The following is a 23132-nucleotide window of genomic DNA, read 5'->3' on the forward strand; positions in this document are numbered from 1 at the left end:
AGGGGAGGGTCCACTGGACGGTGGATCCCCATAGAGCAAAGGGTTCCCCTGCCGCACCATTTGGAGGGCGTACCGTGCACCGCCGGCACAACGGGCTGAGGACCGCCGTACTCCTCGGAGGGCTCTCGGCCCTCATCATCGTCATCGGCAGCTTCTTCGGGCGTACGGGCCTGATCGTCGCGCTCTTCGTGGCGATCGGCACCAACGCGTACGCGTACTGGAACAGCGACAAGCTGGCGCTGCGGGCCATGCGCGCCCGCCCCGTGAGCGAGTTCGAGGCCCCGGCCCTCTACAAGATGGTCCGGGAGCTCTCCACCCAGGCGCGCCAGCCCATGCCACGGCTCTACATCTCGCCCACCCAGGCGCCGAACGCCTTCGCCACCGGCCGCAACCCGCGCAACGCGGCCGTGTGCTGCACCGAGGGCATCCTCGCCATCCTCGACGAGCGCGAGCTGCGCGGGGTCATCGGCCACGAGCTCAGCCACGTCTACAACCGGGACATCCTGATCTCCTCGGTCGCCGGGGCGCTCGCCTCCGTGATCATGTTCCTGGTGAACTTCGCCTGGCTGATCCCCATCGGCCGCTCCAACGACGACGACGGCCCCGGCCTGCTCGGCATGTTGCTGATCATGATCCTGGGCCCGATCGCCGCCTCCGTGATCCAGCTCGCCATCTCCCGCTCCCGCGAGTACGAGGCCGACGCCTCCGGCGCCCAGCTCACCGGCGACCCGCTCGCCCTCGCCAGCGCCCTGCGCAAGCTGGAGGCGGGCACCAAACAGCTCCCGCTGCCCCCCGAGCCGAAGATCGAGACCGCGAGCCACATGATGATCGCGAACCCCTTCCGCCCGGGGCAGGGACTCTCGAAGATGTTCTCCACCCACCCGCCGATGGCCGAGCGCATCGCCCGGCTCGAACAGATGGCAGGTCCCCGCCCGTGAAGACAATCCTGAACGTCATCTGGCTGGTCCTCTGCGGATTCTGGATGTTCCTCGGCTACATGCTGGCCGGCGTCCTGCTCTGCATCACGATCATCGGCATCCCCTTCGGCCTCGCCGCCTTCCGGATCGGCCTCTACGCCCTGTGGCCCTTCGGCCAGACGGTCGTCGACCGCCGCGACGCCGGCGCCCCCTCCTGCGTGGGCAACGTGCTCTGGCTGGTCCTCGCCGGCTGGTGGCTGGCCCTCGGCCACATCACCACCGGCATCGCCCTCTGCCTCACGATCATCGGCATCCCGCTCGGCATCGCGAACTTCAAGATGGTGCCGGTCTCGCTGCTGCCGCTCGGCAAGGAGATCGTCCCCACGGACCAGGCCGGCTACGGCTACCCGGCCCGCTAGTGCGCAGACCGCCGAACCCGAAGTACGCGCTGCTCGCCGGCGCCGACCTGCTCGCCCTCTGCGCCGACGTGGAGGGCCTCTTCGCCGAGCCCGCGCCGCCCGCCCGCGCCCGCTACGAGCTGCGCGGCTGCGAGCCGCGCGGCCCCCTCGGGCGGGCCGTCACCCAGGCCGTCGTCGAGGGCACCGCACCCCAGGGCGAGCTCTACGTGCGCACCTCCGACGGTGTCCTCGGCCTCCAGGACGTCCGCGTCCTCGGCATCCGCGGCGACGTCGTCACCGTCGAGGCCCGCACCCCGCCCGCGCGCGAGCGCGACCGGCGGGACGCGGTGGACTGCGCCCACCTGATACGGATCTCCCCCGAGCAGCCGGAGGAGGCCACGCACACCGAGGTCACCTTCCTCGGCTGCGCCCCGCGCGGGGCGCTGCGCGAGGCCGTGGCGCGGGACCGGACCCTCACCGCCCCCGTCACCTTCCAGCGCCTCGCCCAGGCCGGCACGGCCGCCTTCGGCGCCCGGGGCGCCCGGATCACCGGCTGGGCCCCCTCCGCGCGGGAGACGGACGCCGGGGCCACGGCGGCAGGGGACGCCGACGCCGGGCTGCTCGACGTGACCGTCCTCGTCGACCGCCGCGACCTGCGCCCGCCGGCCGTCGCCGACATCTGGGAGCTGTGGTGGCGGGACCGGCCCGAGGAGCCCGGCACCTGGGCCCGCTTCCCCTCCGGGACCCGCGGCGCGTGGCTGGAGCAGGCCAGGCGCCGCTCCGAGGTGCCGGACCCGCCGGCCGACACGTACCACCTCGACGGCGCCCACGTCGTGGACGCGGACTCCTTCTGGTGCGCGCTGGGCGAGGCGTTCCTGGGCCCCGGCGGCTATCTCGCGGAGGACCTGGACCAGCTGCACCCGCCGTTCGAGCCGGGCACCACCCTGGTCTGGCACGACGCCGAGGTCGCCCGCACCTGCCTCGGCGTCGTCCCGCGCGCGCGGGACCGGCCGCCGACCTTCGAGGAGATCGTCGTCGCGCTGGCCTGCTCCGGTGTCACGGTCGAGTTCGCCTGACGGCGCCCACCACGGCGTACGCGACCGTCCCCGCCGCCAGCAGGCCGACCCCGGCCAGCACCGCGCCCATGGGCAGCGCGAAGGCCAGCACCCCGCAGCCGAGCAGCCCGAGGGCGGCCAGCGGGCGCTCGCGCGGGCCCAGCGTCCAGGCGGCGGCGTTGGCGACGCCGTAGTACGCGAGGACCGCGAACGACGAGAAGCCGATCGCGGCCCGCACGTCACCCGTCGCCGCCACCGCGGCCACCACGGCGCCCACCGCGAGCTCCGCGTGGTGCGGCACCCCGAAGCGGGGGTGCACGGCGGCGAGCGGGGCCGGCAGATAGCCGTCCCTGGCCATGGCGAGGGTCGTCCGGGAGACCCCGAGGATCAGCGAGAGCAGCGCGCCCAGGGCGGCGAGCGCCGCGCCGACGGCCACGAACGGCACCAGCGCAGGAGCGCCCGCCGCGCGGGCGACGTCGGCGAGCGGGGCGGCGGAGTCGGCGAGCCCGGGGGAGCCGAGGACGGCGAGGGCGCCGACGGCGACGGCCGCGTAGACGGCGAGGGCGATGCCCAGCGCGACCGGCACCGCGCGCGGGATGGTCCGGGCCGGGTCGCGGACCTCCTCGCCGAGCGTCGCGATCCGCGCGTACCCGGCGAAGGCGAAGAAGAGCAGCCCGGCGGCCTGGAGCACCCCGCCGCTGCGCACGTCCTGGTCGAGCCCGAGCAGCTCGGCGCGCCCGGCGCCGAAGGACACGGTCACGACGGCGGCGAGGACGGCGAGGACGGCGGCGACGATCACCCGGGTGAGCAGCGCGGACGTGCGCACGCCCCGGTAGTTCACGGCGGTGAGCGCGACGACGGCGGCGACGGCGACCGCGTGCGCCCGCTCCGGCCACAGGTAGGCGCCCGCGGTGAGCGCCATCGCCGCGCAGGAGGCGGTCTTCCCGGCGATGAAGGCCCAGCCCGCCAGATAGCCCCAGAACGGGCCGAGCCGCTCCCGCCCGTAGACGTAGGCGCCGCCGGACTCGGGGTGGCGGGCGGCGAGCCGGGCCGAGGAGAGGGCGTTGCAGTACGCGACGAGGGCCGCCGCCGCGAGGGCAGGCAGGAGCCCGGTGCCGGCCGCGCGGGCCGCCGGGCCGAGCGCCGCGAAGATCCCGGCGCCGAGCATCGAGCCGAGCCCGATGACGACGGCGTCGAACACCCCGAGGGTGCGGCGCAGTTCCTGTGTCATGGGCCGCACCCTAGCCAGGGCGGCAACCGCCGGGGCCGACAGGGCGTCTTTCGTGGCATGAGCATCATCAGTTGGATCGTTCTCGGCCTGCTCGCCGGCGTCATCGCCAAGATCCTGCTGCCCGGACGCGACCCGGGCGGCCTGATCGGCACGACGCTGATCGGCATCGTGGGCGCGTTCCTCGGCGGCTGGCTGTCGGCCCGCTTCCTGGACCGCCCGATCGACGCGGACTTCTACGACGGCGCGACCTGGCTCTCGGCGATCGGCGGCTCGCTGGTCCTGCTGATCGCCTACCGGGTCCTCTTCGGCCACTCACGGCAGCGCTGAACCAGGGTCAGAGCCCGGTCTCGCGCAGGGTGATGTTCAGCCGCCCGGTGAGCCCGAGACCGGGCTCGGCCGTCCCCGCGTACACCTTGGGGACCCCGTGGTAGGCGAGCCGGGACGGCCCGCCGAAGACGAACAGGTCCCCGGAGACCAGCTCCACGTCGGTCCAGGGCCGGCCGCGGTCCTCGGCGTTCCCCAGCCGGAACACGCACGTGTCGCCGAGGCTCAGCGACACCACCGGCGCGCCGGAGCGCTCCTCCCGGTCCTGGTGCATCCCCATGCGCGCCCCGTGCGCGTAGTGGTTGACCAGCGCGGTGTCCGGCGCGAACCCGCCGTGCCCGCCGTACGCCTCGACCAGCGCCGCCCGCCCCAGCGAGGCCAGCCAGCCGGGCAGTTCGACGGCGACGCCGTCCAGATAGCGGTACGGCTCCCAGCGCCGCCCCAGGCACAGCGAGCGCACCGACATCACGCCGCCGCCGGGCAGCACGGTGTGCCGGTACGGGGCGGCCCGCCCGAACTCCCGGCAGGCGGCCACCAGTTCCCGCTGCCGCGCGAACGGCAGCCACCCGGGCACGTGCACCGCCCCGGGCGCCGGCTCGGCCCGCTCGCGCGGGAACAGGCCCTCGCTCACGCCGGGGCCCCCGGGGGCGATTCGCCCAGGGGGCCGTCGGGGTGCGCGTCCACCGGGTGCGTCCGCGGCTTACCGGTAGTTCACGAACTGCAGGGCGAAGTCGAAGTCCTTGCCCTTGAGCAGCGCGATGATCTCCTGGAGGTCGTCCCGGCTCTTGGAGCTGACGCGCAGCTCCTCGCCCTGGACCTGCGCCTTGACGCCCTTGGGGCCCTCGTCGCGGATGACCTTGGAGACCTTCTTGGCGTTCTCCTGGGAGATGCCCTCCACGATCGAGGCGAAGAGCTTGTACTCCTTGCCGGACAGCTGCGGCTCGCCCTCCACGTCCAGCGACTTCAGCGAGATGCCGCGCTTGATCAGCTTGGTCTGGAGGATGTCGAGGATCGCCTTGACCCGCTCCTCGCCGTTCGCCTCCATGAGGATCTTCTCGCCCGACCACTTGATCGAGGCGTTGGTCCCCTTGAAGTCGTAGCGCTGCTGGATCTCCTTGGCAGCCTGGTTGAGGGCGTTGTCGACCTCCTGCCGATCGACCTTGGAGACGATGTCGAAACTGGAGTCGGCCATGACGTGAGGCTCCTTGCTCGGATGCGTTCGGGTACAGCGCAAAGCGTAGCCACCCGGACCGCCGTGAAGCCGTGATCAATCCGGTGGCGAAGCACCCCTGGGGATCGGGTATTGTTTACGTCGTTGCCAAGGAACACCGCCGAAAAGCGGCCATCCGAAGCAGCGATCCCATGGCGGTGTGCCCGAGTGGCCAATGGGAGCGGACTGTAAATCCGTCGGCTTAGCCTACCCAGGTTCGAATCCTGGCGCCGCCACATGGAAGAGACGGCCCCGATCAGCGGAAACGCGGATCGGGGCCGTTTCGCGTCCCCACCGCCCGAAAGGCCCCGGCCCGGCCCGGTTCAGCGCGGCCCGGCTCAGCCCAGCTCCGCGCGGACCCGGTGCAGATACGCGAAGTCGTGCTCGTCGCGGCGGGCCCGCAGCGGGCGGACCGGGGACGTGGCCACGTTGATCGCGTACGCGCCCGCCGTCGCCGCCACCACCGTCGCCCAGCCCGGGAGCGCCGCCGCGCCGCCCGCCGCGCCCGCCAGGGCCACCGCCACCGTCACCAGCCGGGTCCGCCAGGCCAGCCGCAGCGCCGTGCCCGCCGCCCGGTAGTCCGCCGCCGCCACGGTCAGCTCGCGCTCCAGCTCCGCCAGCACCTCGGCCGGGTGCGCGTAGTCGCGCCGCAGCTCGCCCAGCAGCCGGTGGACCGCGCGCACCAGCCGGTGCCGCTCGTCCGCGTGGCGCTCCCGGAAGGCCAGCAGCGCCGGGAGCGGGGTGCCGGGGGCCGGGAGGGGCAGCAGGCGGCCCAGCTCGGCCTCGTAGCCGCGCCCCGGCTCGCCGGCGGCCAGCTCCCGCGCGGCCCGGTGCGCGAGCGGCCGGTCGGTGTACGGGATGTACGCCGTGGTGCCCCGGCTCTCGCGCGCCGCCATGATCCGCGCCGCCGCCCCGATGACGGTGTGCGCGGTCGCCGACGTCACGGCGAGCGACCAGCGCCCCGGCAGCCGGGTGCCGAGCCCCAGGGAGAGCACGTGCTCCTCCAGGCGCCACGACCACTTCGTGGAGTTGATGTAGGCGTCGAACGGCTCAGGGGCGACCGCCTGACGGGCCGCCAGCCGGTCCAGCTCCTCCGCGATCCGCTCCCGCAGCCCCGGATCGAACAGGTCGGGCGCGGAGGAGCCGTACGGGCTCATCGGCAGGTACAGCCCCCGCTCCCGCAGCTCGCGCAGCTCCGGGCCCGTCGCCGCCCGCGCCACCTCGCGGTCGCGCGGGACGACGGACGCGAGGCCGTCCCAGTACAGCAGCGCCTCGTGGACCACCTCCGAGGGCGGCGAGACGAGCGGGTAGTAGAACAGGACGCGCATGGGCGGGACCCCCCGGTACGGCGTGGAGGGTCCAACTTAAGCCCGCCGCCGGTCAGTTGCCCGCGATGTCCTTCACCGCGACCGTCACCGGCACGGAGCCCGAGATCAGCTCCAGGGTCAGGCCCGCCGTCGCCGGGGTCTCCAGGAGCTCGGCCAGCACCGCGGCCACGTCGTCGCGCGGGACCGGCCCGCGGCCCGTCCTGGCCTCCAGCCGGACCAGGCCCGTCCCGGCGTCGTTCGTGAGCATCCCGGGCCGCAGGACCGTCCAGTCGAGCCCCGCGCGGGAGCGCACGGCGTCGTCGGCGGCGCCCTTCGCCCGCAGATACGCGTCGAAGACCTCCTCGCCCTCGTGGGCCGCGTCCGCGCCCATCGACGACACCACGACGAAGCGGCGCACCCCCGCCCGTTCGGCCGCGTCCGCGAAGAGGACCGCCGCCGCGCGGTCCACCGTGTCCTTGCGGTCGGCCCCGCTGCCCGGTCCCGCGCCCGCCGCGAAGACGGCCGCGTCCGCGCCCGTCAGGACCCCGGCGAGCTCGGCCGAGGAGGCCGACTCCAGGTCCATGAGCACCGGTTCGGCGCCCGCCTCCCGCAGGGCCTCGCCCTGTTCCGGGCGGCGGATGAGGCCCACCGGTTCGTGCCCGCCCGCGGCCAGCAGCCGCTCCAGCCGCAGGGCGATCTGTCCGTGTCCACCAGCGATGACTACGCGCATACTCCCGACCGTACGGCTCAGCGGGCCGCGCCGCCGCCCGGATCGGGCCGCTCAGGGCGTGTCTGCCTCGGCAGGTCCAGCGCCGCCGCCGAGTCGCAGTACTCGCGCACCGCGCTGGTCCGCGCCACCACCCGCCCCCGGTGCACCACGATCCGGCTGTACGCGAGGGACAGCACGCCCGCCAGCCGCTCGCCCCGCACCGCCAGCAGCTCCGCCGGGAAGCCCGCCTCCACCCGCACCTCCGGCAGCCCCATCGCCGCCCGCGCGTCCGCGCTCACCGCCGCGTACGCCACCCCGGGCGGCAGCCCGCCCAGCGAGGCCAGCAGATAGGCGGCCTCCAGCGGGTCCCCGCGCCCCACCGGGTTCGAGACGTCCCGCAGCGCCCCGCTGCCCGCCGCGACCCGCACCCCGGCCGCCCGCAGCAGCCGCACCGGGGCGGTGCCGCGCCGCTCGGTCTCGCCGCAGCCGCCCTGGGGGAGCGTGACCACCGTCACCCCGGCCGCCGCGAGCCGGTCCGCCGCCCGCCGGGCCGCCTCCGGGGCCAGCCGGCCGAGCCCCGCGCAGGGCCCGATCGTCACCCCGGGCCGCAGCCCCCCGGCCATCGCGGCGAGCCGGGCGAGGCGCGCCGGGTCCTCGCCGTCCGTGTGCAGGTCCACCGGGCAGCCGTGCTCGGCGGCCACCTCCAGCACCGCCTCCACGTACCCGGTCGGGTCCGGGTCCAGGTCCGGGCAGCCGCCGACCACCCCGGCGCCCATCTTCACCGCGTCCCGCAGCATCGCGAGCCCGTCCGCCCCGGCCGCCCCGGTGAGCAGCCGGGGCACCGCCACGGCCGTCAGGTCGACCAGGCCGCGCAGCGAGCGCCGGGCCTGGAGCACGGCCTCCAGCGGCCCGAGGCCGTGCACGTCCCCGATCCGCACCTGGGCGCGCTGCGCGGTGGCCCCGTGCCCGAGCTGGAACAGCGCCGCCTCGGTGGCCCTGCGCTGGACCTCCTCCGGGGCGTACGAGACGGGGCCGGGGGAGTCGGCGGTGAGGGCGGTGTCGGCGTGCGCGTGGGGCTCGGCGGGGGCGGGCAGCAGCAGATAGCCGGCGAGGTCGACCCGGGCGCCGACGACGGGGAGGCTGCCCGCCGTGCCGACCGCCTCGATCCGGCCGCCGCCGAGCCGTACGTCGACCGTGCGCCCGTCGGTCAGCCGCGCGTTGCAGAGCAGCAGCGACGTGGTGTCGGCGGTGGCCGCGGCCCGGTCCTCGGGCGACGGCTGGGGCTGCTTGCTGTCGGCTGACAATCGGGCTCCTCCGGGCTCCGGCCACCGCTGGCCAAGATCAAGATCACTCAGCGTGGGCCCGAGCCTAGGGGCGCCCGCCGCAGCCTTCGAGGAGGAGCGCAATAGTCGTACTGATGAGGGCACGTGTGGCCTAGGAGGCGCCCGGGAACAGGCCGCGCGGAGGGCCGGGGAAACGGATTTGGGTGATGGGCCGGGGACCGTGTAATGTCTTCCTCGCTCGCCCCAATAGCTCAGTCGGTAGAGCGTCTCCATGGTAAGGAGAAGGTCTACGGTTCGATTCCGTATTGGGGCTCTGGTGAGAAGGATCCCGCCCTCGGGCGGGATCCAGATCATCAAAGCGGTGTAGCTCAGTCGGTAGAGCAAGCGGCTCATAATCGCTGTGTCACCGGTTCAAGTCCGGTCACCGCTACACGCAGTAGCCGATTGTGGGGTCGGTCCTACGATCGGCTACTATTTTCTGCGTTCAATCCGTCTATCCGTCCGTCAAGGAGCACTCACGTGGCTGCCACCGACGTCCGCCCGAAGATCACGCTGGCCTGCGTGGAGTGCAAGGAGCGGAACTACATCACCAAGAAGAACCGGCGTAACAACCCGGACCGTCTTGAGATGAAGAAGCACTGCCCTCGCTGCAACTCGCACACCGCGCACCGCGAGACGCGTTAATCAGGCTCGTACACGAGGCCGTCCCCTCTGGGGGCGGCCTCGTGTCGTTTGTACAGGCAACACACCAGGAGGTAGCGAGCCCATGGCGCTCGACCAGTCCTTCGTGGGCCGGACCTATCCGCCCACCGCGCCGTACGAAGTCGGCCGCGAGAAGATCCGCGAGTTCGCGGAGGCGATCGGCGACGCGAATTCCGCGTACACCGACCAGGAGGCCGCCAAAGCGCTCGGCCACCCGGACGTGATCGCCCCGCCGACCTTCGTCTTCGCGATCACCTTCAAGGCCGCCGGCCAGGTCATCGAGGATCCGCAGCTGGGCCTGGACTACAGCCGCGTGGTGCACGGCGACCAGAAGTTCGCCTACACGCGCCCCGTGCGCGCCGGCGACCGCCTCTCGGTCACCTCGACCATCGAGGCGATCAAGTCGCTGGCCGGCAACGACATCCTGGACATCCGCGGCGAGGTCCACGACGAGACCGGCGAGCACGTCGTGACCGCCTGGACCAAGCTGGTGTCCCGCGCGCCCGAGGAGGCCCGGCCGTGACCGCGAAGATCGCTTACGACGAGGTCGAGACCGGCACCGAGCTGCCCGCGCAGAGCTTCCCGGTGACCCGCGCCACACTCGTCCGGTACGCGGGCGCCTCCGGCGACTTCAACCCGATCCACTGGAACGAGAAGTTCGCCAAGGAGGTCGGCCTCCCCGACGTCATCGCCCACGGCATGTTCACCATGGCCGAGGCGATCCGCGTCGTCACCGACTGGGCCGGCGACCCCGCCGCCGTCGTCGAGTACGGCGTCCGCTTCACCAAGCCCGTCGTCGTCCCCAACGACGCCGACGGCGCCCTCGTCGAGGTCTCCGCCAAGGTGGCCGCCAAGCTGGAGGACGGCCTGGTCCGCGTGGACCTCACCGCGACCTCGGCCGGCCAGAAGGTCCTGGGCATGAGCCGGGCCGTGGTCCGGCTCGCCTGACGACGCGAAGCCCATAACCCATTGTCCGCGCAATGGGTTATGGGCTTTCTCGTACCCTTGAGCCCGTGCAGCAGCTCAACGACGCCCCCCTCGCGCCCCTGACCACCTTCCGGCTCGGCGGGCCCGCCACCCGGCTCGTCACCGCGACCACGGACGACGAGGTGATCGCCGCGGTCCGCGCGGCCGACGACTCGGGCACCCCGCTCCTCGTCATCGGCGGCGGCTCCAACCTGGTCATCGGCGACAAGGGCTTCGACGGCACCGCCCTGCACATCGCCACCACCGGCTTCGCCCTCGACGGCACCCGCCTGGAGCTCGCCGCCGGAGAGGTGTGGACGGACGCCGTCGCGCGGACCGTGGAGGCCGGGCTCGCCGGGATCGAGTGCCTCGCCGGGATCCCCGGCTCCGCGGGCGCCACCCCCATCCAGAACGTCGGCGCCTACGGCCAGGACGTCTCCGCCACCGTCACCGAGGTCGTCGCGTACGACCGGCGGGCCGGGGAGACGGTCACCCTCACCAACGCCGAGTGCGCCTTCTCGTACCGCCACAGCCGCTTCAAGGAGCAGCCCGACCGGTACGTCGTGCTCCGGGTCCGCTTCGCGCTGGAGGACGCCGACGGGATGTCCGCGCCGATCGCCTACCCGGAGACCGCCCGCGCCCTCGGTGTCGGGGCCGGCGACCGGGTGCCGCTCGCGAAGGCCCGCGAGACCGTGCTGCGGCTGCGCGCGGGCAAGGGCATGGTGCTGGACCCGGCCGACCACGACACCTGGTCGGCGGGCTCCTTCTTCACCAACCCGATCCTGACGGCGGAGCAGTACGAGACCTTCGTCACCCGGGCCGCCGGCCGGCTCGGCCCCGACACCGTCCCGCCCGCCTATCCCGCGGGCCCGGACGGCGCCGTGAAGACCTCGGCCGCCTGGCTGATCGACAAGGCCGGCTTCGTGAAGGGCTACGGCTCCGGGCCCGCCCGGATCTCCACCAAGCACACCCTCGCCCTCACCAACCGCGGCGAGGCCACCACCGAGGACCTGCTGGCCCTCGCCCGCGAGGTCGTCGCCGGGGTCCGGGACGCCTTCGGGATCACCCTCGTCAACGAGCCCGTGACCGTCGGCGTGGCCCTCTAGGCGAGGCCCTGGGCGGCCGGTGCCGCCAGCCAGGCGTCGATGCCGGCGAGCAGGCGGCCCCGCTCCGGCTCCGGGGCCGCCGAGGCCCGGACGGACTGGCGGGCCAGCTCCGCCAGCTCCTCGTCGGTGAAGCCGTGGTGGACGCGGGCGATCTCGTACTGCGCCGCCAGCCGCGAGCCGAACAGCAGCGGGTCGTCGGCGCCGAGCGCCATCGGCACCCCCGCGTCGAAGAGCGTCCGCAGCGGCACGTCCTCCGGCTTCTCGTACACCCCGAGCGCCACGTTGGACGCCGGGCACACCTCGCAGGTCACCCCGCGCTCGGCCAGCTTCCGCAGCAGCCGCGGGTCCTCCGCCGCCCGGACGCCGTGCCCGACCCGGGACGCCCGCAGATCGTCCAGGCAGTCCCGTACGGACGCGGGGCCGGTCAGCTCGCCCCCGTGCGGGGCCGCCAGCAGCCCGCCCTCGCGCGCGATGGCGAAGGCCCGGTCGAAGTCGCGGGCCATGCCCCGGCGCTCGTCGTTGGAGAGCCCGAAGCCGACCACGCCCCGGTCCGCGTACCGCACGGCCAGCCGGGCCAGCGTGCGCGCCTCCAGGGGGTGCTTCATGCGGTTCGCGGCGACCAGCACCCGCATTCCGAGACCGGTCTCCCGCGCGGCTGCGTCCACCGCGTCCAGGATGATCTCCAGGGCCGGGATCAGCCCGCCGAGCAGCGGGGCGTACGAGGTGGGGTCGACCTGGATCTCCAGCCAGCCCGAGCCGTCCCGGACGTCCTCCAGGGCCGCCTCGCGGACCAGGCGCCGGATGTCCTCGGGCTCGCGCAGGCAGGAGCGGGCGAGGTCGTAGAGCCGCTGGAAGCGGAACCAGCCGCGCTCGTCGGTGGCCCGCAGCTTCGGCGGCGTCCCGCTCTTGAGCGCCTCGGGGAGGTGCACCCCGTACTTGTCGGCCAGTTCGATCAGGGTCGCGGGCCGCATCGAGCCCGTGAAGTGCAGGTGCAGATGGGCCTTCGGCAGGGTGGCGAGATCGCGGTGAACGTGCTCCATCGACTGATCTTGCCGCACCCGAATGGACGAGGACAGTCCCTTTCCCCGATCGGGACCTTGCTAGAACGCAAAAACGGGCCCCCGGTTCCGAAGAACCGGGGGCCCGCCGCCCGATGCCGGGCCTCTGCTCAGTCGGTGGCCTCGGCCAGCAGCTTCTGGAGCCGGGACACGCCCTCCACCAGGTCCTCGTCGCCGAGCGCGTACGACAGGCGCAGGTAGCCCGGGGTGCCGAACGCCTCGCCGGGCACGACCGCGACCTCGGCCTCGTCCAGGATCAGCGCCGCCAGCTCGACCGAGCTCTGCGGACGCTTGCCGCGGATCTCCTTGCCGAGCAGCTCCTTGACCGACGGGTACGCGTAGAACGCGCCCTCGGGGGTCGGGCAGTAGACGCCCTCGATCTCGTTGAGCATCCGCACGATGGTCTGGCGGCGGCGGTCGAAGGCGGCGCGCATCTCGGCGACCGCGTCCAGGTTCCCGGAGACGGCGGCCAGCGCGGCGGCCTGGGCCACGTTGCTCACGTTGGAGGTGGCGTGCGACTGCAGGTTGGTCGCGGCCTTCACGACGTCCTTCGGGCCGACGATCCACCCGACCCGCCAGCCGGTCATCGCGTACGTCTTGGCGACGCCGTTGACCACGATGCACTTGTCGCGCAGCTCGGGCAGGATCGCCGGCAGCGAGGTGAACTTCGCGTCGCCGTAGACCAGGTGCTCGTAGATCTCGTCGGTGAGGACCCACAGGCCGTGCTCGACGGCCCAGCGGCCGATCGCCTCGGCGTCGGCCTCGCTGTAGACCGCGCCGGTCGGGTTCGAGGGGGAGACGAAGAGGACGACCTTGGTCCGCTCCGTGCGCGCCGCCTCCAGCTGCTCGACCGAGACCCGGTAGCCGGTGGTCTCGTCGGCCACGACCTCCACCGGGACGCCGCCCGCGAGGCGGATCGACTCCGGGTACGTCGTCCAGTACGGGGCCGGGACGATGACCTCGTCGCCCGGATCCAGGATCGCGGCGAACGCCTCGTAGATCGCCTGCTTGCCGCCGTTGGTCACCAGCACCTGGGAGGCGTCGACCTCGTAGCCGGAGTCGCGGAGCGTCTTGGCGGCGATCGCGGCCTTCAGCTCGGGCAGGCCGCCGGCCGGCGTGTAGCGGTGGAACTTCGGGTTCTTGCACGCCTCGACGGCCGCGTCGACGATGTAGTCCGGCGTCGGGAAGTCGGGCTCACCCGCGCCGAAACCGATGACCGGGCGCCCGGCGGCCTTGAGGGCCTTGGCCTTGGCGTCGACGGCGAGGGTGGCGGACTCGGAGATCGCACCGACGCGGGCGGAGACCCGGCGCTCGGTGGGAGGGGTAGCAGCGCTCATACGGCCCATCGTCCCAGACCCCGAACGGGCCCGGCACACAGGTTTCACGGAGCGGACAGGAACGGTCATTCCCGGTCGTACACGCCGTCCCGGGGGCCCCGGAGACGGGCCGGACGCAGGTCGGAGCCGTTTCTGTTCGACGCGGGGCCCTCCGACCACGTACACTCACTGCTCGTTGGCCCCGCACCGACCACATCTCACGATGCGGTAGGTTGGGGGACGCCACAAAGGGTCGTAGCTCAATTGGTAGAGCACCGGTCTCCAAAACCGGCGGTTGGGGGTTCAAGTCCCTCCGGCCCTGCTACACACACCGCCAGGTTGTGTGCGCATGTTGTACGTACTTCATTGCACCGCCGTGCGGCTCAACCCATCCGGGCGCGGCACGGCCACGACCCGGAATCAGGTGAAAGATCGTGACGGACGCCGTAGGCTCCATCGACATGCCTGATGCCGAAGACGCCACCCCGGAGTCGAAGAAGAAGACCCGGAAGGGCGGAAAGCGCGGAAAGAAGGGCCCTCTGGGCCGTCTCGCGCTCTTCTACCGCCAGATCGTCGCGGAACTCCGCAAGGTCGTCTGGCCCACGCGAAGCCAGCTGTCGACGTACACCACTGTGGTGATTGTCTTCGTTGTCATCATGATCGGCCTTGTGACCGTGATTGACTATGGCTTCCAGGAAGCAGTCAAGTACGTCTTCGGCTGACTTTTTGTTCCACCCCATCTGTATCGCAGGAAGAAGCAGCCACCGTGTCTGACGCGAACCTGAACGACGCCTTCGAGTCCGAGTCCGTCGAGGACGAGCTGGACATCGTCGAGGCTGCCGACGAGGACCAGGCCGACGCTGCTGACGCCGAGGCCGGCGAGGCCGCCGAGGAGTCCGCGGTGCACGCCGAGGCCGCCGAGGAGTCGGACGAGGCCGAGGCCGCCGACGAGGAGTCCGAGGAGTCCGACGAGGACTCGGAGGACGACGAAGAGGCCGAGGCCGAGTCCGAGGAGTCCGCCGAGGACGAGGACGCCGAGCCCGCCGCTCCGGTCGACCCGATCGCCGCGCTCCGCGAGGAGCTCCGCACGCTTCCCGGCGAGTGGTACGTCATCCACACCTACGCGGGCTACGAGAAGCGCGTGAAGGCGAACCTGGAGCAGCGTGCCGTCTCGCTGAACGTCGAGGAGTTCATCTACCAGGCCGAGGTCCCCGAAGAGGAGATCGTCCAGATCAAGAACGGCGAGCGCAAGAACGTCCGGCAGAACAAGCTGCCCGGTTACGTTCTCGTCCGCATGGATCTGACGAACGAGTCCTGGGGCGTCGTCCGCAACACCCCCGGCGTCACCGGCTTCGTGGGCAACGCCTACGACCCGTACCCGCTGACCCTGGACGAGATCGTCAAGATGCTCGCCCCGGAGGCCGAGGAGAAGGCCGCCCGCGAGGCCGCCGAGGCCGAGGGCAAGCCGGCTCCGGCCCGCAAGGTCACCGTCGAGGTCCTGGACTTCGAGGTCGGCGACTCGGTCACCGTCACCGACGGCCCCTTCGCGACCCTCCAGGCCACGATCAACGAGATCAACGCCGACTCGAAGAAGGTCAAGGGCCTCGTCGAGATCTTCGGTCGCGAGACCCCGGTCGAGCTCAGCTTCGACCAGATCCAGAAGAACTGATCTTCACAGGTTTCCGAGCAGGTCAGAGTGGCTCACAGCCGCTCTGACCTGCTCGGTTTTTAGCCGCACGCCTATACCCGTTATCGTTGTGCGGTATGCCTCCGTCCGGACGACCGGATGGATCGGCTGAAAACTCTCACTAGGACCCGGAGAGAGCACATGCCTCCCAAGAAGAAGAAGGTCACGGGGCTTATCAAGCTCCAGATCAACGCCGGTGCGGCCAACCCGGCCCCGCCGGTCGGCCCCGCGCTCGGCCAGCACGGCGTCAACATCATGGAGTTCTGCAAGGCCTACAACGCCGCGACCGAGTCGCAGCGTGGCATGGTCGTGCCGGTGGAGATCACGGTCTACGAGGACCGTTCCTTCACCTTCATCACCAAGACTCCGCCGGCCGCCAAGCTGATCCTCAAGGCCGCGGGTGTGGACAAGGGCTCCGGCGAGCCGCACAAGACCAAGGTCGCCAAGCTCACGGCCGCCCAGGTCCGCGAGATCGCCACGGTCAAGCTCCCCGACCTGAACGCCAATGACCTGGACGCCGCGTCCAAGATCATCGCCGGCACCGCCCGTTCCATGGGCATCACGGTCGAGGGCTGATCAGCACCCTCGTTCGACCTCAGTGGTAGGGCCTGCGCCGGCCCGCACCACGACTCCACCCCTGAAACACACCAGGAGCAGCAGTGAAGCGCAGCAAGTCCCTCCGCGCTGCGGACGCGAAGATCGACCGGGAGAAGCTCTACGCCCCGCTCGAGGCCGTCCGTCTCGCCAAGGAGACCTCCACCACGAAGTTCGACGCCACCGTCGAGGTCGCCTTCCGTCTGGGTGTCGACCCGCGCAAGGCCGACCAGATGGTCCGTGGCACCGTGAACCTTCCGCACGGCACCGGTAAGACCGCCCGGGTCCTGGTCTTCGCGACCGGTGACCGTGCCGAGGCCGCGATCGCCGCGGGCGCCGACATCGTCGGTTCCGACGAGCTCATCGACGAGATCTCCAAGGGCAACCGCCTGAACGAGTTCGACGCCGTCGTCGCCACCCCGGACCTCATGGGCAAGGTCGGCCGCCTCGGCCGCGTCCTCGGCCCGCGTGGTCTCATGCCGAACCCGAAGACCGGCACCGTCACCCCCGATGTCGCGAAGGCTGTCAACGACATCAAGGGCGGCAAGATCGAGTTCCGCGTCGACAAGCACTCGAACCTGCACTTCATCATCGGCAAGGTGTCCTTCGACGACGCCCAGCTGGTGGAGAACTACGGCGCGGCCCTGGAGGAGATCCTCCGTCTGAAGCCGTCCGCCGCCAAGGGTCGCTACATCAAGAAGGCCGCCATCGCCACCACGATGGGCCCCGGCATTCCGGTCGACTCGAACCGCACCCGCAACCTCCTCGTCGAGGAGGACCCGGCCGCGGTCTGAGTCTCCTGACTCAAGCGTCCTGAAACCGCCCCTCACGGCTCTCCGGAGCCGTGGGGGGCGGTTTTGTCGTTCCGGTGTTGTCGGCACCGTGGGTTACGGTGCTGGGCATCGCGGGGTTTACGAACGTACAGACGAGCAAGGGGTGGGTACGCATGAACAAGTCCGCATGGAAGCGCGCGGGCGTGTCGCTGGCGGCCGTGGCCGTCATCGCCGGTGTGGCCGGCTGTCAGGACGGCGACGGCAAGGCCGCCGCAGGTCCGGGTAAACAGGAGGTCCAAGGCGGCGACCAGATCGGCAAGGTCGTGCAGGCCGCGTACCAGAAGACCGCAGAGGCCAAGTCCGCCAAGGTCACCATGCACATGAGCGTGGCCGTGCCTCAGGGGCAGGACGGCAGCGGCAGCGGCAGCACCGAGGTGACCGGGATCCAGAGCTGGAACCCCTCGGCGGCCGACTTCACGGTCAAGAGCAGTGCCTTCAGCGAGAACGGCCTCGGCACTGCCGAGCAGTCGCGCGTGATCATGCTGGACGGTGTGCTGTACGCCGACATGGGCACCGAGAAGGCGGCCCAGATGGACGGCAAGCGCTGGATGAAGCTGGACCTCAAGGCCGCTGCCGAGGCCACGGGGGACTCCGCCGCGCAGAAGCAGCTGGCCGGCGGCCTGGAGAACCTGAACCAGGACCCGACGAAGCAGCTCGCCCTGCTGGCGGCCTCGCCGAATGTGAAGGACCTCGGCGCCGCGAAGGTCAACGGCATCGAGGCACGGCACTACAAGGGCAGCCTCACGGTCGACGAGGTGCTCGCCAGCAACAAGGCCCTGCAGTCGACCCTCTCAGCCGAGGAGCGGCAGAAGCTGCTCGCCAACGTGAAGAAGGCGGGCATCGAGGGGTACGACATCGAGGCATGGGTCAGCCCGGACAACTACCCGGTCCGGATGATCGTCAAGACGGAGTCCCCGCAGGCGCTCACGACCATCACCACGAACTACACCGACTACGGCGCCAAGGCCACCGTCCAGGCCCCGGCCGCCAAGGACACCTTCGACCTCTTCGAGATGCTCAAGGGGCTCAAGGGAGCCGGCGCGCAGGGCTGATTTGCCCCGCGGCGCCCCCGTCACGTACTCTTCCACAGAAGCCAGAGACCGCTGGTCGTCGCCGCGCCCTTATAGGTGCGGTGGCCGAAGGATTCGCTGAGTGGCGAACGACCCGCGCAGGTGACTGTGGATGAGTTCCCGGATTTCGATCCGGTCGAGCTGAGCCCCGTGCGCCTGCGCCCGGGGCGTTTTGTTTTGTTCAGCCCCTTCCGAGCGGTCACATCACCCGGAAGGAGGCCGACGCTCTATGGCAAGGCCCGACAAGGCTGCCTCGGTGGCCGAGCTCGCGGACCAGTTCCGCGGCTCGAACGCCGCTGTGCTGACCGAGTACCGGGGTCTCACCGTGGCGCAGCTCAAGACGCTGCGTCGTTCGCTCGGTGAGAACGCCCAGTACGCCGTGGTGAAGAACACGCTGACCAAGATTGCGGCCAACGAGGCCGGGATCACCGCACTGGACGAGCACTTCGCTGGTCCGACCGCGGTCGCCTTCGTCACCGGTGACCCGGTGGAGTCGGCGAAGGCTCTGCGTGACTTCGCCAAGGAGAACCCGAACCTCATCATCAAGGCCGGTGTCCTTGACGGTAAGGCTCTCTCCGCCGACGAGATCAAGAAGCTCGCGGACCTCGAGTCCCGCGAGGTTCTGCTCAGCAAGCTGGCCGGTGCCTTCAAGGGCAAGCAGTCTCAGGCTGCCTCGCTCTTCCAGGCGCTGCCGTCGAAGTTCGTCCGCACCGCGGAGGCGCTTCGCGTCAAGCTCGCCGAGCAGGGCGGTGCCGAGTAACTCGGCTCGCGCAATGATCCGGTCCGCCCATCCGGGCGGAGCGGGTCGCAGCGGGCCGAACGTACGCCCGCCTCACCAGTACATCCGGCACCTGCCGAATTAGTGGAAGGATCGCCCATCATGGCGAAGCTGTCTCAGGAAGACCTGCTCGAGCAGTTCGAGGGCATGACCCTCATCGAGCTCTCCGAGTTCGTGAAGGCGTTCGAGGAGAAGTTCGACGTCACCGCCGCCGCGGCCGTCGCCGTTGCCGGCCCGGGTGCCCCGGTCGCCGCCGAGGCCGCTGAGGAGCAGGACGAGTTCGACGTCATCCTCGAGGGTGCCGGCGACAAGAAGATCCAGGTCATCAAGGTCGTGCGCGAGCTCACCTCCCTGGGCCTCAAGGAGGCCAAGGACCTCGTCGACGGCACCCCGAAGCCGGTCCTCGAGAAGGTCGCGAAGGAGGCCGCCGAGAAGGCTGCCGAGTCCCTCAAGGCCGCCGGCGCCTCCGTCACGGTCAAGTAAGGCCGTTTCGGCTCGCTGAGCTGATTCTCGCCCCCGTGTAACGCGGAGGCACCGAAGGGCGATCATCCATCTGGGTGGTCGCCCTTCGGCGTTGCCTGGGACCGCGTGGCGGCGGTCGTACGGGGCTCCCGGGGCGGAGTATGGTGATCTTCGCCGTGCGCCGCGCAGGGGCGGGGGCCTTGACGAACCGCACGCAGCGCGCAATTCTCAGGACGCGTCGTCACATCGATCCGTTTCCGAGGCATGGATCGGCGACCGAACGGGCAGTATCGAGGTGCGCCGCACGGCGCGAGGTACCGCGGAGTTGAGAACAACGAGGGTTGCGAAGAACTCGCCCTGGACATCAGTGGGCCAAGTGGCTACACTGTCCCTTTGCGCTGCCTGTTAACTGCCCCCTGCCCGTCACCAGGGGCATCCCCTCGCATCCGCTTCGCTGGTCGACCCACTCTGACCTGGCCTTTCAGCCACATCGGGAAACGTCTTCCAACAAGCATCGCTAGGGACCGGTACGCGCGTAGTGAGTCCGAGCCCTCGGAAGGACCCCCTCTTGGCCGCCTCGCGCAACGCCTCGACCAATACGAACAACGGCGCCAGCACCGCCCCGCTGCGCATCTCCTTTGCAAAGATCAAGGAGCCTCTCGAGGTTCCGAACCTCCTCGCGCTCCAGACCGAGAGCTTCGACTGGCTGCTCGGCAACGCTGCCTGGAAGGCTCGCGTCGAGGCCGCCCTTGAGTCGGGACGCGACGTCCCCACGAAGTCCGGTCTGGAGGAGATCTTCGAGGAGATCTCCCCGATCGAGGACTTCTCCGGGTCGATGTCGCTGACCTTCCGCGACCACCGCTTCGAGCCGCCGAAGAACTCGATCGACGAGTGCAAGGACCGTGACTTCACCTACGGTGCCCCGCTCTTCGTGACCGCCGAGTTCACGAACAACGAGACCGGCGAGATCAAGTCCCAGACGGTCTTCATGGGCGACTTCCCGCTCATGACCAGCAAGGGCACCTTCGTCATCAACGGCACCGAGCGCGTCGTCGTGTCGCAGCTCGTCCGTTCCCCCGGTGTCTACTTCGACTCCTCCATCGACAAGACGTCCGACAAGGACATCTTCTCCGCCAAGATCATCCCGTCCCGGGGTGCCTGGCTGGAGATGGAGATCGACAAGCGCGACATGGTCGGCGTCCGCATCGACCGCAAGCGCAAGCAGTCCGTCACCGTCCTCCTGAAGGCGCTCGGCTGGACCACCGAGCAGATCCTGCAGGAGTTCGGCGAGTACGAGTCCATGCGCGCCACCCTGGAGAAGGACCACACCCAGGGTCAGGACGACGCGCTGCTCGACATCTACCGCAAGCTGCGCCCGGGCGAGCCGCCGACCCGTGAGGCCGCCCAGACGCTGCTTGAGAACCTGTACTTCAACCCGAAGCGCTACGACCTCGCGAAGGTCGGCCGCTACAAGGTCAACAAGAAGCTGGGCGCGGACGAGCCGCTGGACGCCGGTGTCCTCACCACCGACGACGTCATCGCGACGATCAAGTACCTGGTCAAGCTCCACGCGGGCGAGACCGAGACGGTCGGCGCCAGCGGCGCGGAGATCGTCGTCGAGCCCGACGACATCGACCACTTCGGCAACCGTCGTCTGCGCAACGTCGGCGAGCTCATCCAGAACCAGGTCCGCACGGGTCTGGCTCGTATGGAGCGCGTCGTGCGCGAGCGCATGACCACCCAGGACGTCGAGGCGATCACGCCGCAGACCCTGATCAACATCCGGCCGGTCGTCGCCTCCATCAAGGAGTTCTTCGGCACCAGCCAGCTGTCGCAGTTCATGGACCAGAACAACCCGCTGTCGGGTCTGACGCACAAGCGTCGTCTCTCGGCGCTGGGTCCCGGCGGTCTGTCCCGTGAGCGGGCCGGCTTCGAGGTCCGAGACGTGCACCCGTCCCACTACGGACGCATGTGCCCGATCGAGACCCCCGAAGGCCCGAACATCGGTCTGATCGGTTCGCTCGCCTCGTACGGCCGGATCAACCCCTTCGGCTTCATCGAGACGCCGTACCGCAAGGTCGTCGACGGCCAGGTCACCGACGAGGTCGACTACGTCACCGCCGACGAGGAGGACCGCTTCGTCATCGCCCAGGCGAACGCGACCCTGAACGACGAGCTCCAGTTCACCGAGCCCCGCGTCCTGGTCCGTAAGCGTGGCGGCGAGGTCGACTACGTCCTCCCGTCCGAGGTCGACTACATGGACGTCTCGCCGCGCCAGATGGTGTCGGTCGCGACCGCCATGATCCCGTTCCTCGAGCACGACGACGCCAACCGTGCCCTCATGGGCGCGAACATGATGCGTCAGGCCGTCCCGCTGATTAAGTCGGAGGCCCCGCTCGTCGGCACCGGCATGGAGTACCGCTGCGCCACCGACGCCGGCGACGTGCTCAAGGCCGAGAAGGACGGTGTCGTCCAGGAGCTGTCGGCCGACTACATCACGGTCGCCAACGACGACGGCACGTACATCACGTACCGCCTGCACAAGTTCTCCCGCTCGAACCAGGGCACCTCGGTCAACCAGAAGGTCGTCGTCGACGAAGGCGACCGGGTCATCGAGGGCCAGGTGCTGGCCGACGGTCCCGCCACCGAAGACGGCGAGATGGCGCTCGGCAAGAACCTGCTCGTGGCGTTCATGCCGTGGGAGGGCCACAACTACGAGGACGCGATCATCCTGTCGCAGCGCCTCGTGCAGGACGACGTCCTCTCCTCGATCCACATCGAGGAGCACGAGGTCGACGCCCGTGACACCAAGCTGGGCCCCGAGGAGATCACCCGGGACATCCCGAACGTCTCCGAGGAGGTCCTCGCCGACCTCGACGAGCGCGGCATCATCCGCATCGGTGCGGACGTCGTCGCCGGCGACATCCTCGTCGGCAAGGTCACGCCCAAGGGCGAGACCGAGCTGACCCCCGAGGAGCGCCTGCTCCGCGCGATCTTCGGTGAGAAGGCCCGTGAGGTCCGTGACACCTCGCTGAAGGTGCCGCACGGCGAGATCGGCAAGGTCATCGGCGTCCGCGTCTTCGACCGCGAGGAGGGCGACGAGCTTCCCCCGGGTGTGAACCAGCTGGTTCGCGTCTACGTCGCCCAGAAGCGCAAGATCACCGATGGTGACAAGCTCGCCGGCCGTCACGGCAACAAGGGTGTCATCTCCAAGATCCTTCCGATCGAGGACATGCCCTTCCTCGACGACGGCACCCCGGTCGACATCATCCTCAACCCGCTCGGCGTCCCGTCCCGAATGAACCCGGGACAGGTCCTGGAGATCCACCTCGGCTGGCTCGCCAGCCGCGGCTGGGACGTCTCCGGTCTCGCCGACGAGTGGGCGCAGCGCCTCCAGGCCATCGGTGCCGACCAGGTCGCCCCCGGCACCAACGTCGCCACCCCGGTCTTCGACGGTGCGCGTGAGGACGAGCTCGCGGGTCTGCTCCAGCACACCATCCCGAACCGCGACGGCGAGCGCATGGTGCTCCCGACCGGTAAGGCGCGCCTGTTCGACGGCCGCTCCGGCGAGCCGTTCCCGGACCCGATCTCGGTCGGGTACATGTACATCCTCAAGCTCCACCACCTGGTCGACGACAAGCTCCACGCGCGTTCGACCGGCCCGTACTCGATGATCACCCAGCAGCCGCTGGGTGGTAAGGCCCAGTTCGGTGGCCAGCGCTTCGGTGAGATGGAGGTGTGGGCGCTGGAGGCTTACGGCGCCGCGTACGCCCTCCAGGAGCTGCTGACGATCAAGTCCGACGACGTGACCGGCCGCGTGAAGGTCTACGAGGCCATCGTCAAGGGCGAGAACATCCCTGAGCCCGGCATCCCCGAGTCCTTCAAGGTGCTCATCAAGGAGATGCAGTCCCTGTGCCTCAACGTGGAGGTGCTGTCCTCGGACGGCATGTCCATCGAGATGCGCGACACCGACGAGGACGTCTTCCGCGCAGCGGAGGAGCTCGGCATCGACCTGTCCCGGCGCGAGCCGAGCAGCGTCGAAGAGGTCTGACGGGAGTCCGGACGGGGACTCGGTGCAGTCCACCGAGTCCCCGGCCGGCCCCAGGACCCCCGTATCAGACCCACA

Annotated in this window: 24 protein-coding genes and 4 tRNA genes; 20 read left to right on the forward strand and 8 right to left on the reverse strand. The window is 70.6% G+C overall.

Annotation, left to right across the window (positions count from 1 at the left end):
• Positions 1 to 74: 74 nt before the first annotated feature.
• From htpX to AB0C99_RS02590, 3 genes are read left to right on the forward strand one after another with little or no spacing between them, the layout of a single operon-like run.
• Positions 75 to 938: a zinc metalloprotease HtpX gene (gene htpX / locus AB0C99_RS02580; protein WP_362468453.1), complete on the forward strand. Its 864-nt coding sequence runs from the start codon at positions 75 to 77 to the stop codon at positions 936 to 938.
• Positions 935 to 1336 carry a YccF domain-containing protein gene (locus tag AB0C99_RS02585; protein ID WP_362468454.1) on the forward strand — a complete coding sequence of 134 codons (402 nt, stop codon included), beginning with the start codon at positions 935 to 937 and terminating at the stop codon, positions 1334 to 1336. Before htpX ends, AB0C99_RS02585 begins: the two co-directional genes overlap by 4 nt.
• Positions 1336 to 2391 (forward strand): hypothetical protein, encoded by a 1056-nt coding sequence (locus AB0C99_RS02590; protein WP_362468456.1) that lies wholly within the window; start codon positions 1336 to 1338, stop codon positions 2389 to 2391. The genes AB0C99_RS02585 and AB0C99_RS02590 overlap by 1 nt, the downstream gene beginning before the upstream one ends.
• On the opposite strand, the gene AB0C99_RS02595 is transcribed toward AB0C99_RS02590, so the two are convergent.
• Positions 2372 to 3601 (reverse strand): amino acid permease, encoded by a 1230-nt coding sequence (locus AB0C99_RS02595; protein WP_362468458.1) that lies wholly within the window; start codon positions 3599 to 3601, stop codon positions 2372 to 2374. The genes AB0C99_RS02590 and AB0C99_RS02595 overlap by 20 nt on opposite strands.
• Before the next feature lie 57 nt (positions 3602 to 3658).
• On the opposite strand from AB0C99_RS02595, the gene AB0C99_RS02600 reads away from it, so the two are divergent.
• Complete coding sequence (locus AB0C99_RS02600; protein WP_362468460.1) at positions 3659 to 3928, forward strand: GlsB/YeaQ/YmgE family stress response membrane protein; 270 nt, start codon at positions 3659 to 3661, stop codon at positions 3926 to 3928.
• 7 nt (positions 3929 to 3935) lie between these two features.
• Here AB0C99_RS02600 and AB0C99_RS02605 read toward each other — a convergent pair whose 3' ends face one another.
• Together AB0C99_RS02605 and AB0C99_RS02610 are read right to left on the reverse strand one after the other, a co-directional pair.
• Entirely contained in the window at positions 3936 to 4556 is a 621-nt protein-coding gene (locus AB0C99_RS02605; protein ID WP_362468461.1) for an alpha-ketoglutarate-dependent dioxygenase AlkB, read from the reverse strand.
• A gap of 69 nt (positions 4557 to 4625) precedes the next feature.
• A complete protein-coding gene (locus AB0C99_RS02610) occupies positions 4626 to 5117 on the reverse strand; it encodes a YajQ family cyclic di-GMP-binding protein (RefSeq protein WP_362468463.1) in 492 nt (163 codons plus the stop codon).
• A 172-nt stretch (positions 5118 to 5289) separates the two neighbouring features.
• Here AB0C99_RS02610 and AB0C99_RS02615 point away from each other — a divergent pair.
• Positions 5290 to 5371: transfer RNA gene (locus AB0C99_RS02615), tRNA-Tyr, on the forward strand.
• 102 nt (positions 5372 to 5473) lie between these two features.
• On the opposite strand, the gene AB0C99_RS02620 is transcribed toward AB0C99_RS02615, so the two are convergent.
• Genes AB0C99_RS02620 through AB0C99_RS02630 form a run of 3 tightly spaced genes read right to left on the reverse strand, consistent with a single transcriptional unit; the run spans position 5474 to position 8455 of the window.
• On the reverse strand, positions 5474 to 6463 hold the full coding sequence (locus AB0C99_RS02620; RefSeq protein ID WP_362468465.1) for a hypothetical protein: 990 nt from the start codon (positions 6461 to 6463) through the stop codon (positions 5474 to 5476).
• Positions 6464 to 6515: 52 nt separating this feature from the next.
• Positions 6516 to 7172: an NAD(P)H-binding protein gene (locus tag AB0C99_RS02625; protein ID WP_362468467.1), complete on the reverse strand. Its 657-nt coding sequence runs from the start codon at positions 7170 to 7172 to the stop codon at positions 6516 to 6518.
• 17 nt (positions 7173 to 7189) lie between these two features.
• Entirely contained in the window at positions 7190 to 8455 is a 1266-nt protein-coding gene (locus AB0C99_RS02630; protein ID WP_362468469.1) for an amidohydrolase family protein, read from the reverse strand.
• Between the two features lie 219 nt (positions 8456 to 8674).
• On the opposite strand from AB0C99_RS02630, the gene AB0C99_RS02635 reads away from it, so the two are divergent.
• The 6 genes from AB0C99_RS02635 (at position 8675) to AB0C99_RS02660 (ending at position 11208) form a co-directional block, all read left to right on the forward strand.
• Positions 8675 to 8747: transfer RNA gene (locus tag AB0C99_RS02635), tRNA-Thr, on the forward strand.
• A gap of 44 nt (positions 8748 to 8791) precedes the next feature.
• Positions 8792 to 8864 (forward strand) — tRNA-Met (locus AB0C99_RS02640).
• An 89-nt stretch (positions 8865 to 8953) separates the two neighbouring features.
• Entirely contained in the window at positions 8954 to 9118 is a 165-nt protein-coding gene (rpmG, locus tag AB0C99_RS02645) for a 50S ribosomal protein L33 (protein WP_003956487.1), read from the forward strand.
• 82 nt (positions 9119 to 9200) lie between these two features.
• Positions 9201 to 9659 carry a MaoC family dehydratase N-terminal domain-containing protein gene (locus AB0C99_RS02650; RefSeq protein WP_362468470.1) on the forward strand — a complete coding sequence of 153 codons (459 nt, stop codon included), beginning with the start codon at positions 9201 to 9203 and terminating at the stop codon, positions 9657 to 9659.
• Entirely contained in the window at positions 9656 to 10084 is a 429-nt protein-coding gene (locus AB0C99_RS02655; RefSeq protein WP_362468472.1) for a MaoC family dehydratase, read from the forward strand. The genes AB0C99_RS02650 and AB0C99_RS02655 overlap by 4 nt, the downstream gene beginning before the upstream one ends.
• A gap of 32 nt (positions 10085 to 10116) precedes the next feature.
• A complete protein-coding gene (locus AB0C99_RS02660; protein WP_362468474.1) occupies positions 10117 to 11208 on the forward strand; it encodes a UDP-N-acetylmuramate dehydrogenase in 1092 nt (363 codons plus the stop codon).
• Here AB0C99_RS02660 and AB0C99_RS02665 read toward each other — a convergent pair.
• Together AB0C99_RS02665 and AB0C99_RS02670 are read right to left on the reverse strand one after the other, a co-directional pair.
• Positions 11205 to 12248, reverse strand: coding sequence for an adenosine deaminase (locus AB0C99_RS02665; RefSeq protein WP_362468476.1), 1044 nt, complete (start codon positions 12246 to 12248; stop codon positions 11205 to 11207). The genes AB0C99_RS02660 and AB0C99_RS02665 overlap by 4 nt on opposite strands.
• 128 nt (positions 12249 to 12376) lie before the next feature.
• On the reverse strand, positions 12377 to 13603 hold the full coding sequence (locus AB0C99_RS02670; RefSeq protein WP_362468478.1) for a pyridoxal phosphate-dependent aminotransferase: 1227 nt from the start codon (positions 13601 to 13603) through the stop codon (positions 12377 to 12379).
• Between the two features lie 228 nt (positions 13604 to 13831).
• Between AB0C99_RS02670 and AB0C99_RS02675 the strand changes: the two genes are divergently transcribed.
• The 9 genes from AB0C99_RS02675 (at position 13832) to rpoB (ending at position 23057) form a co-directional block, all read left to right on the forward strand.
• Positions 13832 to 13904: transfer RNA gene (locus AB0C99_RS02675), tRNA-Trp, on the forward strand.
• Positions 13905 to 14016: 112 nt separating this feature from the next.
• Positions 14017 to 14304: a preprotein translocase subunit SecE gene (gene secE, locus AB0C99_RS02680; protein WP_362468480.1), complete on the forward strand. Its 288-nt coding sequence runs from the start codon at positions 14017 to 14019 to the stop codon at positions 14302 to 14304.
• A gap of 44 nt (positions 14305 to 14348) precedes the next feature.
• Entirely contained in the window at positions 14349 to 15251 is a 903-nt protein-coding gene (gene nusG, locus AB0C99_RS02685) for a transcription termination/antitermination protein NusG (RefSeq protein ID WP_362468482.1), read from the forward strand.
• 159 nt (positions 15252 to 15410) lie between these two features.
• Positions 15411 to 15845, forward strand: coding sequence for a 50S ribosomal protein L11 (rplK, locus tag AB0C99_RS02690; protein WP_030318720.1), 435 nt, complete (start codon positions 15411 to 15413; stop codon positions 15843 to 15845).
• An 83-nt stretch (positions 15846 to 15928) separates the two neighbouring features.
• Positions 15929 to 16657, forward strand: coding sequence for a 50S ribosomal protein L1 (gene rplA / locus AB0C99_RS02695; RefSeq protein WP_362468484.1), 729 nt, complete (start codon positions 15929 to 15931; stop codon positions 16655 to 16657).
• Between the two features lie 152 nt (positions 16658 to 16809).
• A complete protein-coding gene (locus AB0C99_RS02700) occupies positions 16810 to 17748 on the forward strand; it encodes a hypothetical protein (RefSeq protein WP_362468486.1) in 939 nt (312 codons plus the stop codon).
• Positions 17749 to 17995: 247 nt separating this feature from the next.
• Positions 17996 to 18526: a 50S ribosomal protein L10 gene (rplJ, locus tag AB0C99_RS02705; protein ID WP_046908215.1), complete on the forward strand. Its 531-nt coding sequence runs from the start codon at positions 17996 to 17998 to the stop codon at positions 18524 to 18526.
• Between the two features lie 120 nt (positions 18527 to 18646).
• Entirely contained in the window at positions 18647 to 19027 is a 381-nt protein-coding gene (gene rplL / locus AB0C99_RS02710; protein ID WP_362468488.1) for a 50S ribosomal protein L7/L12, read from the forward strand.
• A gap of 547 nt (positions 19028 to 19574) precedes the next feature.
• Positions 19575 to 23057, forward strand: coding sequence for a DNA-directed RNA polymerase subunit beta (gene rpoB, locus AB0C99_RS02715; RefSeq protein ID WP_362468490.1), 3483 nt, complete (start codon positions 19575 to 19577; stop codon positions 23055 to 23057).
• The last annotated feature ends 75 nt before the right edge of the window (positions 23058 to 23132 follow it).

Origin of the sequence: Streptomyces sp. NPDC048659 (assembly GCF_040650575.1) — a bacterium.
Classification (GTDB): Bacteria; Actinomycetota; Actinomycetes; order Streptomycetales; family Streptomycetaceae; genus Streptomyces.